The sequence below is a fragment of the Pseudomonas fluorescens genome (assembly GCF_001307155.1).
In the GTDB taxonomy this organism is placed as follows: Bacteria; Pseudomonadota; Gammaproteobacteria; order Pseudomonadales; family Pseudomonadaceae; genus Aquipseudomonas; species Aquipseudomonas helvetica.
The window spans coordinates 5921529-5934070 of sequence record NZ_CP012830.1; the positions used below are offsets into that span (position 1 = coordinate 5921529).

11 protein-coding genes are annotated in these 12542 nt (G+C 60.4%); 7 read left to right on the forward strand and 4 right to left on the reverse strand.

What is annotated here, in order from left to right; translation table 11 throughout:
* The first annotated feature begins 183 nt into the window (after window positions 1-183).
* The 7 genes from AO353_RS27025 to AO353_RS27055 all read left to right on the forward strand — a co-directional run bounded on the left by AO353_RS27025 (window position 184) and on the right by AO353_RS27055 (window position 6750).
* Complete coding sequence (locus tag AO353_RS27025; RefSeq protein WP_054597732.1) at window positions 184-1248, forward strand: NAD(P)H-dependent flavin oxidoreductase; 1065 nt, start codon at window positions 184-186, stop codon at window positions 1246-1248.
* A 431-nt stretch (window positions 1249-1679) separates the two neighbouring features.
* Complete coding sequence (modA, locus tag AO353_RS27030; RefSeq protein ID WP_054597733.1) at window positions 1680-2447, forward strand: molybdate ABC transporter substrate-binding protein; 768 nt, start codon at window positions 1680-1682, stop codon at window positions 2445-2447.
* Entirely contained in the window at window positions 2448-3128 is a 681-nt protein-coding gene (gene modB / locus AO353_RS27035; RefSeq protein WP_054597734.1) for a molybdate ABC transporter permease subunit, read from the forward strand. It begins immediately after the preceding gene.
* A gap of 3 nt (window positions 3129-3131) precedes the next feature.
* Complete coding sequence (gene modC, locus AO353_RS27040) at window positions 3132-4220, forward strand: molybdenum ABC transporter ATP-binding protein (RefSeq protein WP_054597735.1); 1089 nt, start codon at window positions 3132-3134, stop codon at window positions 4218-4220.
* Between the two features lie 181 nt (window positions 4221-4401).
* A complete protein-coding gene (locus AO353_RS27045) occupies window positions 4402-6054 on the forward strand; it encodes an ABC-F family ATP-binding cassette domain-containing protein (RefSeq protein WP_054597736.1) in 1653 nt (550 codons plus the stop codon).
* Window positions 6055-6144: 90 nt separating this feature from the next.
* Window positions 6145-6369: a hypothetical protein gene (locus AO353_RS27050; protein ID WP_054598357.1), complete on the forward strand. Its 225-nt coding sequence runs from the start codon at window positions 6145-6147 to the stop codon at window positions 6367-6369.
* A 150-nt stretch (window positions 6370-6519) separates the two neighbouring features.
* The gene (locus AO353_RS27055; RefSeq protein ID WP_054597737.1) at window positions 6520-6750 is read left to right on the forward strand and encodes a hypothetical protein; all 231 of its coding nucleotides are present in this window, start codon (window positions 6520-6522) and stop codon (window positions 6748-6750) included.
* A 68-nt stretch (window positions 6751-6818) separates the two neighbouring features.
* Here AO353_RS27055 and AO353_RS27060 read toward each other — a convergent pair whose 3' ends face one another.
* From AO353_RS27060 to AO353_RS27075, 4 genes are read right to left on the reverse strand one after another with little or no spacing between them, the layout of a single operon-like run.
* Window positions 6819-7790 (reverse strand): XdhC family protein, encoded by a 972-nt coding sequence (locus AO353_RS27060; RefSeq protein WP_054597738.1) that lies wholly within the window; start codon window positions 7788-7790, stop codon window positions 6819-6821.
* A 1-nt stretch (window position 7791) separates the two neighbouring features.
* Window positions 7792-9039 (reverse strand): c-type cytochrome, encoded by a 1248-nt coding sequence (locus AO353_RS27065; protein ID WP_054597739.1) that lies wholly within the window; start codon window positions 9037-9039, stop codon window positions 7792-7794.
* Window positions 9040-9041: 2 nt separating this feature from the next.
* Window positions 9042-9581, reverse strand: a complete 540-nt coding sequence (locus AO353_RS27070; RefSeq protein ID WP_054597740.1) for a (2Fe-2S)-binding protein — start codon at window positions 9579-9581, stop codon at window positions 9042-9044.
* Window positions 9574-12405 (reverse strand): xanthine dehydrogenase family protein molybdopterin-binding subunit, encoded by a 2832-nt coding sequence (locus AO353_RS27075; RefSeq protein WP_054597741.1) that lies wholly within the window; start codon window positions 12403-12405, stop codon window positions 9574-9576. Before AO353_RS27075 ends, AO353_RS27070 begins: the two co-directional genes overlap by 8 nt.
* Window positions 12406-12542: the final 137 nt, after the last annotated feature.

Sequence of the window (12542 nt, forward strand, 5' to 3'; positions counted from 1 at the left end):
AACAGTTTCTCCGTCGTTAACGATTCACATCCACCACAAGCGGCCACCATGCCATTGGCGTGAGCGCTGGCACAACCGGACGCTACAACTTTGTTGCGCTCGGCATCTGCGCCTAAAGGCCACTGGCCTTGTGACGCTGACTCCTGCTACAAAAGCCGCTCTTGTCATAAGGAGGACGTTGCGATGAACCCGTGGCCTGACACCCGTATTCTTGATCTGCTCGGCATTGAATTGCCGATCATCCAGGCTCCCATGGCCGGCGCCACCGGATCGGCCATGGTCATTGCAGCCAGCAATGCCGGCGCCCTGGGCTCAATGCCCGCGGCCATGCTCAGCGTCGAACAGTTGCGCGAAGAGCTGAAGGTCATCCGGCAACACAGCCAGCGCCCGTTCAACGTGAACTTCTTCTGCCATCAACCACCCGTGGCCGACGAGCAACGCGCTCAGCAATGGAAAAACCTGCTGGAACCGTATTACCGCGAGCTGGGCGCTGACTTCGACGCACCGACCCCGGTTTCCAATCGTGCGCCGTTCGATGCCGCCGCCTGCGCGGTGGTCGAAGAGTTCCGTCCGCAGGTGGTGAGTTTTCACTTCGGCCTACCGGAAAAATCCCTGCTCGATCGGGTCAAAGCCACTGGCGCGAAAGTCCTGTCTTCGGCAACTACCGTCGATGAGGCCATCTGGCTGGAACAGCATGGCTGCGACGCGATTATCGCCATGGGCTACGAGGCCGGAGGCCATCGCGGGATGTTTCTCAGCGATGATCTGAACAGTCAGGTCGGTACCTTTGCCCTGGTACCACAGATCGTCGATGCCGTCAGCGTACCGGTGATCGCTGCGGGCGGGATCGGCGACGCACGCGGGATTGTCGCCGCCTTCGCCTTGGGGGCCTCGGCAGTGCAACTGGGCACCGCCTACCTGTTTACCCCGGAAGCCAAGGTCAGCGCCTCCCATCACCGGGCCTTGCGTAGCGCCAAGGAAAGCGAGACGGCGCTGACCAATATTTTTACCGGGCGTGCGGCGCGAGGGATTCTCAATCGGGTCATGCGCGAACTCGGCCCGATCAGCCCGCAAGCTCCGGCCTTCCCATTGGCCGGCGGCGCGCTGATGCCACTGCGTGCCAAGGATGAAGCGGACTTCAGCAACCTCTGGGCCGGACAAGCGCTACGGCTTGGGATTGAATTACCGACCGCTGAGTTGACCCGGCGGCTGGCTGACGAGGCGCTGGCCTTGATGGCGCGTCGCTAAACACCATTTGATCGTTCCCATGCTTTGCGTGGTAACGATCAAAAACCCCGTAGCAGCTCGTTCGGCCACGTAGCAGCTGTCGAGCCCGCGAGGCTGCGTTCGGCTGCGCAGCAGTCGCTGAATGAGGCCATGCGTTCTTTCAGGCAAACCGCGTTTGCAGGATTTGCGAGGACTTCGTCCGAACGCGGCCCGCCTCGAACGCAGCCTCGCGGGCTCGGCAGCTGCTACGAGGTACGGGTAACGGGGGTAACGGGGGTAACGGGGGTAACGGGGAACAGAGCGCGTGTCGGCTCATTGAGTGGTATTTGATACGTTCCGTTTGTCGGCAATTCGCTATATATTCACCTATATAGCGTTTCATTCTTTCGCACCGGTGCAGTCCACCCCCCATAAAAACTGCCCACTGCACCTGCCTACCCCGGAGCCGCTTCATGACTATTCGTGCCTCACGTTTTGCCCCCACTTGCCTGGCATCCTTGCTCGCCGTGTTCGCGTTTGGCTCAGCCCAGGCCGATGAAGTCCAGGTTGCGGTCGCAGCCAATTTCACCGCACCGATCCAGGCCATTGCCGCCGATTTCGAAAAAGACACCGGGCACAAACTGGTTGCCGCCTATGGCGCCACGGGCCAGTTCTACACCCAGATCAAAAATGGTGCGCCGTTCGAAGTGCTCCTGTCGGCTGACGACAGCACCCCGCAAAAACTCGAGAACGAAGGCGACACGGTCAAAGGTTCGCGTTTCACCTACGCCATCGGCACCCTGGCACTGTGGTCGGCCAAGGACGGTTACGTTGACGCCAAAGGCAAAGTGCTCAGCGACAACACCTATCAGCACCTGTCGATCGCCAACCCGAAAGCCGCCCCTTACGGTCTCGCGGCCACCCAGGTATTGGCTAAACTGGGCCTGACCGACAAGGTCAAGGGCAAGATCGTCGAAGGCCAGAACATCACCCAGGCCTACCAGTTCGTCTCCACCGGGAATGCGGAAATAGGCTTCGTCGCCTTGTCGCAGATCTATAAAGACGGCAAAGTCACCGGCGGTTCGGCGTGGATCGTTCCAGCCGACATGCACGACCCGATCAAACAAGACGCAGTGATCCTCAACAAAGGCAAAGACAACCCGGCCGCCAAGGCGCTGGTTGCTTACCTCAAAGGGCCTAAAGCCGCTGCCGTCATCAAGTCCTACGGTTATCAACTCTAAATGACGCTATCGAGTGCCGATATTTCCGCCATCTGGCTGACCCTCAAGCTGGCCTCCCTGACGACGGCCATCCTGCTGGTCATCGGCACTCCGATTGCGTTGTGGCTGTCGCGCACCCGCTCCTGGTTGCGCGGGCCCATCGGCGCCATTGTCGCCCTGCCCCTGGTGCTGCCGCCGACGGTGATCGGCTTCTATTTGCTGCTGACCCTCGGTCCTAACGGGGTCATCGGCCAGTTCACCCAGGCACTGGGGCTGGGCACGTTGACGTTCAGTTTTGCCGGGCTGGTGATCGGTTCGGTTATCTACTCGATGCCCTTTGTCGTCCAGCCACTGCAGAACGCCTTCTCGGCGATTGGTCCGCGTCCGCTGGAGGTGGCCGCCACCTTGCGCGCCAACCCTTGGGACACTTTTTTCACCGTGATCTTGCCGTTGGCCAGGCCAGGCTTTATCACCGCGGCCATTCTCGGCTTCGCCCATACCGTCGGTGAGTTCGGCGTGGTGCTGATGATCGGCGGCAATATCCCGGACAAAACCCGCGTGGTGTCAGTGCAGATCTACGATCATGTCGAAGCCATGGAATATGGCCAGGCCCACTGGCTGGCCGGGGCAATGCTGGCGTTCTCGTTCCTGGTATTGCTGGCGCTGTACTCCAGCCGCAAAACCAAAGCCGGCTGGAGCTGATCGATGACCTCAACGATTCACGCTCGGCTGAAACTGAGCTACCCGGATTTTTCCCTGGACGTCGACCTGCACCTGCCCGGCCGCGGCGTCACGGCGCTGTACGGTCATTCCGGCTCGGGCAAAACCACCTGCCTGCGCTGCATCGCCGGACTGGAAAAGGCCGAACAAGGCTTTATCCAGATCAATGATGAAATCTGGCAGGACAGCGACAAGAAACTCTTTGTCGCCCCGCACAAACGGGCGCTGGGTTATGTGTTTCAGGAGGCCAGTCTGTTTCCCCATCTGTCGGTGCTGGCCAACCTGGAATTTGGCCTGCGGCGTATTCCACGCCAGAAACGCCGGGTCGACATGGCCCACGCCACCGAACTGCTGGGAATCGGCCACTTGCTCGGCCGACATCCACAACACCTCTCGGGCGGCGAGCGCCAACGGGTCGGTATTGCCCGGGCGTTGCTCACCAGCCCGAAACTGCTGTTGATGGACGAGCCACTGGCCGCGCTGGACTCGCAGCGCAAAAGCGAAATCCTGCCGTACCTCGAACGACTGCACGACGAATTGGAAATCCCGGTGCTGTACGTCAGTCACTCGCAGGATGAGGTCGCACGACTGGCCGACCACATTGTCCTGCTGAGCTACGGCAAAGCCCTGGCCAGCGGGCCCATCGGCGAAACGCTGGCGCGGCTCGACCTGCCACTGGCCTTGGGCGACGACGCCGGCGTAGTGATCGAGGGTCAGGTGACGGACTACGACGCCCATTACCAACTGCTGGCCCTGCAACTGCCCCGCAGCCAATTGAATGTGCGGGTCGCGCATTCGCCTATGGCCGTGGGCAAGTTGTTGCGCATCAAAGTCCAGGCTCGCGATGTCAGCCTGAGTCTTCAGGGCGGTGAACTCAGCAGCATCCTCAATCGCTTGCCAGTGACGGTCACCAGCGAAATTTCCGCGGACAACGCCGCCCATGTGCTGGTACGCCTGGACGCTGCGGGAACACCGTTGCTCGCGCGCATCACCCGCTATTCCCGCGATCACTTGCAACTGCATCCCGGCCAGCAACTATGGGCGCAAATCAAGGCGGTGGCGGTCCTCGCGTAAACGGCTGGGGCGTGCAACAAGACCATAAGCGTTGTAAGGGGAAAGTCTTTTGAGCTAGGCTAGCCGCCTCTCCCCTATGCCGGATGACCTTTCGACGTGAACAACTAAGCCTTTCAAAAATGTATGCGCAACAAGCTGCCACCGGCACTTGTTGGTCTTTTCGACATTTTTTGGAGGTGCCATGACTCACGTCACGCGTCTGCCTGTGCTCGTAACCCTGAACCAACTGTCCTATCAGCTCGCCAATGGCGAAACACTGTTCGACTCCCTGAACCTGCACTTCGATCATCGTCCCACCGGCATTGTTGGCCGTAACGGCGTCGGCAAATCCGTGCTTGCCCGACTGATTGCCGGCGACTTGACGCCCGCTTCCGGCACACTCAGCCGCTTTGGCAGCGTCGCCTATGTGGCGCAAGAGCCGATTGCGATCAGCGGCCAGAGCGTTGCGCAAGCGGCGGGTATCGCCGAGACACTCGATGCGCTCGCCCGGCTGGCCAGCGGCAGCGCATCCACCCAAGACCTTGAACAGGCGGCTGAACGCTGGGATCTGCCCGAACAATTGCGCCTGTTGTTCGATGAAGCCGGCCTGCCAGAGCTGATGGCGCAACACCCTATGGACGCCCTCAGCGGCGGCCAACGTGCCCGCATCGCACTGATCGGCGCATTCCTCAGCCAGGCCGATTTGCTGGTGCTGGATGAACCGACCAACCATCTGGATGCTGACGGCCGCCGCTGGCTAATGGACCGGCTCGACCACTGGCGCGGAGGGGTGATCGTGGTCAGCCATGATCGAACGGTGCTCAACAGCCTTCAACGCATCGTCGAACTCAGCGCACTGGGTGTGCAGGTCTTTGGTGGTAATCATGCGGCTTACCTTGAGCAGCGCGAAGTCGAGCAAGCTGCGGCGCATGCAGCCCTTGAGCACAACCGCACCCTGCGCAGTCGCGAGCTGAAACGGCTACAGCGCGAACACGACACCATTCAGCGACGCGCTGCCGGATCACGCAAAAACGCTGAAACCGCCAACGTCTCACGCTTCGAACGCGCCAGGATGAAAGGTGCGGCCACCAAGATCATGGGCCACGTACGTCACGCTCATCAGGCCCAGAAATCAGCGATGAATGAGCAGGTACGGGAGGCCAACGCACGGATTAAACCGTCAGAGCCGGTGCTGATGACCCTGCCGGGAACCGCTGTGCCGGCCAACCGACAGGTGATCACGCTGATCGACGCGCAACTGCCCTGGCTGGCACCCGAGGCGCCAACGACATTCCTCACTATTTCACTTGCAGGCCCTGTGCGCATTGCGCTCAGTGGGCCGAACGGCTGCGGAAAATCCACCTTGCTGAAAATGCTCGCAGCGCACTGCAACCCTGTCAGCGGTGATTGCCTGACCCACGTGCCCAACGCTTACCTTGACCAACGACTGGAGTTGCTCGATCCAGAACGCTCCATCGTCGAGCAGTTGAACCTGCTCGACACACCGCTATCGGAAGGCTCGGTGCGCAGCCGGCTGGCCCAGCTGCAACTGGACGCTGTGCGGGTGAACGTGCCGACTCGCCTGCTCAGCGGTGGCGAACGTTTGAAAGCGGCTATTGCCATCGCGTTATGGCGAGAAAACCCGGCCCAGTTGCTGTTGCTTGACGAGCCGACCAATCACCTCGACCTTGTGTCTGTGCAGGCGCTGGAACAGGCATTACGCGACTTTCCCGGAGCGCTCATTGCCGCCTCCCATGACACCGAATTCCTGCGGGCCCTGGCGCCCACCCATACCTTGCACTGGCAGCCTACGGGGTGGAACCTGCAACGTGTCGAAGCGCGGTCTGAGCATTGAATCAAGCGACGAACAGCACAGACCGCTTTTGCACCTTTTCAACTTGCTTCTATAGTTGATGTGTACATGACTGGAGCGTCCGGTGACGCCATGGAAGACATATTCGTTGTGAAGCGTTGCAACAAGGCCACCGTTCAGGGTCGCCGTGCGGGTGAAGTGTCTGGTCAGCAGCCGATAACGGCGGTCTGGTACCGGATCGCCGATACACGCACGGGTGGCGGCTTTATAGGTGACGGTTATGAGCGTATGGAAGATGCCATGAAGGAGTGCCGACGGCTCAATGCCGCCAGCTCGCGGGTCTCGCGTAAAGTCTGAAACCCAGGCTGCACGCGGCTCCGCTGCCATTGGCATTGCGGGTCTATACTGATTCCAGCTGAAGGATCGGCGACTTCATCGGCAAACGCTCGCGCCCGGCGAGCGTTTTGTTGCTCGATCAAAAGCTTCTCTGATACGGAGGTGTTTCTCATGTCCGAAAAAGAGTCCATCACTACCTTGCTGACCCTGCTCGACTCACGTCAGGCGCGCTTGGCGGCTGCCTGCAAGGAAATCGCCGACTGGGTCGATATCCATGGCGGCCACCCCACCGCGATGAAAATTCGCGACCGTCTGCAAGACATCGAGAAAGATGCCCCGCTGATTCAGAACGCGCTGACATCACTCAAACCTGTCGACCGGCCACTGCCTCGATTCCGCTAAGCAAGTCCCGATTCATACGCTGAAGTCGGGACTCGCCAGGGATCGGCAGCACACCGACACGCTGTTTTTCAGAGTTGATCCCGAGCTATACCGCTGCGAATACGCAGAATATCGGCGAGCACCGCCAAGGCGATTTCCGCGGGTGTCTTGCTGCCCAGATTAAGCCCGATCGGCGCGTGAATACGGGCCAGCTCAGCTTCGCCCAAACCACCGATACGCCGTAAACGCTCAAAGCGCTTTTGCGAGGTTTGCATCGAGCCCATCACACCGATGTAAAACGCCTCGGTGCGCACCGCTTCCATCATGGCCAGGTCGTCGATGCGCGGATCGTGTGTCAGCGCCACCACGGCGGTATCGCTGTGGCAACCACCATTGGCGATGAACATCGACGGCAACTCGCGACGAATCTCCACGTTCTCAAGGACCACACCATCGAGGACTTCATCACGCGGATCGCACAGAATCACTTCGAAACCCAGCCCCACGGCAAACTCGGCACACGCCTGGGACACGCTGGAATAACCGGCGAGCAACAAGCGTTGGGCCGCACCGATACGCACACGCACCCGGTCGATTTCCCGTTCGATACGCGGCCCGTGTTCACGGTCAACCAGTAGACTGCGTGCGCCGCTGGCCAGATTCACTTCGCGAATCAAACGACGCTGCCCCAGCAACGCGGACTCCAGTTCGCGCAGATGGGCTTGGACCTCGCATTCAGGTTCAAGCTTTTCCACCAGTACGTCGAGTAACCCGCCGCAGGGCAGTTTTATCGTGGAACGTGGATCATCACCTTCGCCGTAACGCACCACCGAAACGGCGTCGAGGAACGCCCCTTCGGCCATGCGCGCCAGAAAGTCGTCCTCGACGCAGCCGCCCGACAACGAGCCAATCCATTGCCCGCTGTCGTTGACCGCCAACATCGAGCCCGGCGCACGAGGCGCCGAGCCGTAGGTGCCGAGCACGCTGCAGAGCCATACATGCTGACCAGCGCTGGACCAGGCCAACGCTCGCCGAACCACTTGCAGGTCAAGATGCTGCATATCAGTGTGCCTTGTGCTCAACGGGAGCATCTGCCTTCAATTGCTCGATCTGGCCGATCAGCAGATCAGCCGGTTGACCGCCCCAGGCCTGACGCAAATAGCTGATCAGGTCCGTCATTTGTTGATTGCTCAACTTGTCGGCGAAACCCGGCATCGGTTGCATGCGCTCGAAGCCGGCAAATTTTTGCTCGCCAATCCCGTCTTCGATCACCCGCAACAGGTTGCGCGGATCTTCCAGGCGCAACGTGGTGTTGCCTTGCATCGCCACCGCGATGTGCGGCTTGCCCTCGCCGTTGACGCCATGGCAACCGGCGCAAACGTTCAGGTAATCCTGACGGCCGCGCCGGGCGCTTTCGGTCATTTTGTCCAACGGCACTTCGCTCAACACCCGCGCTTGCGGTGGCGGGTCGCCGAGCAGGAAAGTCGCCATGGACGCCAGGTCCGGCTCATTGAGGTTCTGGGTGCTGTTATGAAACACCGGAAACATCTCGTTGAACATCGTACCTTGAGCGCTCATGCCGTGCTTGAGGAAAGAACTCAGGTCCTGATGCGTCCAGCCGCGTGCCGCCAAATCGTTGGCGAGCAAGCTCGGCGCCAGATAGCCATTGAGCAGGCCGCCGGTCAAGCGTTTGTCTTGTTGCATCGCGCCGGGCAAACCACGCGGCGTGTGGCATTCGCCACAGTGACCGAGTACGTCGACCAGGTACTGGCCGCGTTTCCAGTCTTCACTTTTGCCTTCAGCCGGCGTCAGTTTCACGTCCTTGCCGTAGAGCATGTTCCAGCCCATCAACCCCAGACGCACGTTGAACGGAAAGCTCAGGCGGGTGACCGGTGCAGCACGGTTGATCGGCGCGACCGTCTGCAGGTACGCGTGAATGGCGTCGGAGTCTTCACGCGGCATCAAGTGATACGAGGTGTACGGCATCGCCGGGTACAGGTTGGCGCCATCACGACGCTTGCCTTCGGTCAGCGCAGCGAAGAATTCATCGTCGCTGTACTGGCCGATCCCGTGGTCTTTGTCCGGGGTGATATTGGTGCCATAAATGGTGCCGAACGGTGACACGATCGGCAGGCCGCCCGCGTAAGGCGCGCCACCGGGTGCGGTGTGGCAAGCCATGCAGTCCGCCGCCCGCGCCAGGTATTCACCGCGCTTGATCTGCTGCTGATCGGCTGCCTGGGCCTGCTGGATCGCCATCAGCGAAACGGCCAGGCCAACCGCCGTGCCAAGGCTGGAAAGTAGTCGCTTCATGCTCAACCCTCCTTGACCAGGCCGAGATCGGTCAACACGTGGCGCGTGGCGCTGTAATAGCGCACGTAGCCGGTGCAGCGGCAAATGTGGTGGCCGAGGCTGTCTTCGATAACTGCTTCCAGTTGGCTTTTGCTGATCGGCTGACGCTGGAGTTTTTCAACCAGTACGGTCGCGGCGTTGACGAAGCCCGGGGCGCAATAGCTGCACTGGAAGGCGAATTCATCGACGAAGCGTTGCTGAATCGGGGTCAGCTCGGTGACCTTGCCGCTTTCATCGCGGCGCGCATGGCCTTCAATGGTGCGGACTTTCTTGCCCTCGAAGTAATGCGCGCCGGTAATGCAGGTGCGTACTTCTTCGCTGGTGCCGTCGGGGTTGTCGACAATCACCACGCAGGCGTGACAAATGCCCTGGCCACAGCCCAGGCGCGAGCCGGTGAGGTTTCGGTATTCGTGCAGGTAGTCGATCATCGGCAGATCATCAGGGACCTCGACGGGACCGACGGATTGACCATTGAGGGTCATTTGAAGCGGACAGTTAGCCATTGAGGGCCTCCTTGATGCGTGCTGGAGTGATAGGCAGGTCACGGACCCGTTTGCCGATTGCATGGGCCACGGCGTTGGCGATGGCGCCCACCACCGGAATCATCACCACTTCGGCGATGCCCTTGGACGGATCGCTCGGCGACAATGGCGGGAGGATTTCCGAAGTCTGCGTCCAGACCGCGACGTCCTTGGCACGCGGCAAACGGTAACGGTTGAAGTTCCAGTCACCCTCCCCCGGTCCACCTTCGTACAGCGGCATTTCTTCCAGCAGCGCGTGGCCGATGCCCATGGCAATCCCGCCCTCGAGCTGGCCCTTGACCAGTTCTGGCACCAGCACCCGGCCACATTCAAGCCAGGAGTGATGGTTGAGGACTTTCACCTCGCCCGAACCCTTGTTCACTTTCAGTTCAACCAGCGTCGCCACGGGGCTGTAATAGGTCACCGCCGCGTTGTTCAACTGGGTCGCCGGGTAGGCAATGTTCTGCCGATCCAGCAGGTGGAAACCGGCGCTGTTCATCTGCGCCTTGATCGCGTTCGGCGCACCGTCGCCATACTTCACGGCGAGACCGTCGAGCGGTAGACGCTCGCGCACGCCATTGATGCTGTACTCCGCCTCGGCCCAGCTCCAGCGGTTGAAACCGTGCACCGTCGCGCCAGTCACCAGACCGCGCTCATGGGCACGTTTGGCCAGCACCGCAAATGGCAGCGGTTCCATGCCGTTGGCGGTCAGTTTGCCGTCCACCCAATGCGCGTCTTCGCGGCGCAGCACATACGGGTTGGCCTGACCACCGAACGGCCCCTGACGCCAGATCTCGACGGCGGCCGGCCATAGACCGTGATTGAACAACACACGCGCCGCTTCACGGGTCGCATGGCTGAAGTAATAGGCGGAGTTGGTTGCCGACGACGCCGAGGCAATTTTGCCGACCCAACGCGGGTTGCGCAGCACGGTGTCCTGCTCGGCCTGGCTCATGAGGTAGGGGTTGCCGCTGCTGGTCAGCTGCAGCTCTTTCCATTCGGTTTCACCGGTCTTCACTTCACTGGCCGGGTTACCGAGGAAATCGGCGACCACCAAGGCCTGGGAAGTGGACATGCCGGTGCCAATCTCGATGCCGATATGGCGCAGCGTGATATGCCCGTCAGCGCTGAATTCGATACTGGCCATCGGCGCTTCGGAACCGGTGCCGAAGTCTTTCTGGCAAATGGCGAAGCCGATGCCGTACCAGTTGTCCGGGTCCTTGGCGTCCTCTTGTTTTTTCAACGCGTGACGGTTTTTCCAGAGCTCGTTGCCGGCCGCTTTTTCGAGAATTTCATGCAGGCGCAATGCACCTGCCGGCACCGCGCCCTGGGTGTTTTTCATCCCCGACAGCAGCACGTTTTTCTTGCGCAGGTCGATGGCATCAATGCCCAGCCGATCAGCGATTTCATCCACCATCATCTCGGTAGCGGCCATGCTTTGCAGGGTGCCGTAACCCCGCATGGAGCCGGCTTCAACACCACGTGAATGGTACGCGGTCACTTGCAGGTCGTTCTGCGGCATGTAGTAAATCGACTGTGCGGCTGTCGCACCAACCGCCGCCACCGAAGGGCTGTAGTTGATTCGCCCACCACCGTCGACGTTCATGTCCGCGCGGAAAATCTTGAAGCTGTGATCCTGTTTGTCGACGGCCAACTGGTAGCGAATGTCGAACGGATGACGCTTGATACCGCTCTGGAACTGCTCGTAGCGGTCGTTGGCCAGACGCACCGGCACACCGCCGCCATACAACGCCGCCAGCGCCGCGTAGTAGACAAAGATGTTGTGGTCTTTGGAGCCGTATCCAACGGTGTAGCCTGGATGCATGTTCAGCGTGCTCAAGCCGAAACGCGACGGCGCGATCATCTTCGCGGTTTCAGTCGCAGCCTCCAGCGGACACTGGGTCGCGACGACAAAATGCAGGGTCTTGGTCGCCGGGTCGTACCAACCGTTGCCGTTGTCCGGTTCCATTGCAGCCGGTTCAATCGACGGCGTCTTGTAGCGCTCGTCGAAAACCATCCAGCCTTCTGGCGGGGTTTCCAGTTGCTGCTTCATGCGATCGGCATAAAACAGACCGCGCTCGGTCAGGTTGCCATGCAGGTTCGGCTGGGTGTTCCACACCGGACGCCGTTCGCGAATCATCGGAAACAGGATCGAGTCCTTCAGGCTGGCGAATTCATCTTCATCTGCCGAGGTCGCCCCACCGACCCGCACGTAACGGAAACTGCCATAAGGATCGCGCGTGTAAAACGGCGCCTCGGCGCCGTAGCGGATCGCTTTGTCGTTGAACTTGAGCGTGTTCTTGGCCTGGCGGAAACGCTCGAAATCGTTCCAGATCAGGATCGCTACCGGGTGGCCGATGAACATCGGCACCTTGCCGATTGGCAGCAGCGGATCGGGGGCGTGGTCTTCAGGAAAAACGATGCCGTCCTTGTCCAGGTCTTCAGCGGTGACGATGCGATCAGGCTGCAATTCGGCCCCCAGCAACGACAGGTCGAATCCGTCATAAATACGGTCGGCGCGAATGGTTTTGAGCAACATCGCGTGGCCTTGTTGCTGTGGCCAGCCCGGCATGTCCTTGGCGCGGATGTCGCGGGCAAATACCTTGCTGCCGCAAACCTTGGACAATGAGTCGTTGCGCATGCGTGCCTTGCCGTTGTTGCCGAGCCATTGCTCGGACGGCACGGTCACGCTGTTTTCCATCAAGGCAGCCAGCGCCTGGGAGCTGAGCGGTGTCAGCGTCACGCTGACACCAGCAATCAACCCGCCCTGCAAGAAGGAGCGCCGGGATATTTCACGGTTGGACATGGATCATCCTCTGGACGGTTATGAATTCCGCCCATGTCGTTATGGTGTACAGGGAAAACCTCAGGAGCCCTTCCTCGCAATGCGAAGGGCTGAAAAGCCGAAAAGCTGACCTAATGGTTAACTTTATAGAATTTGTC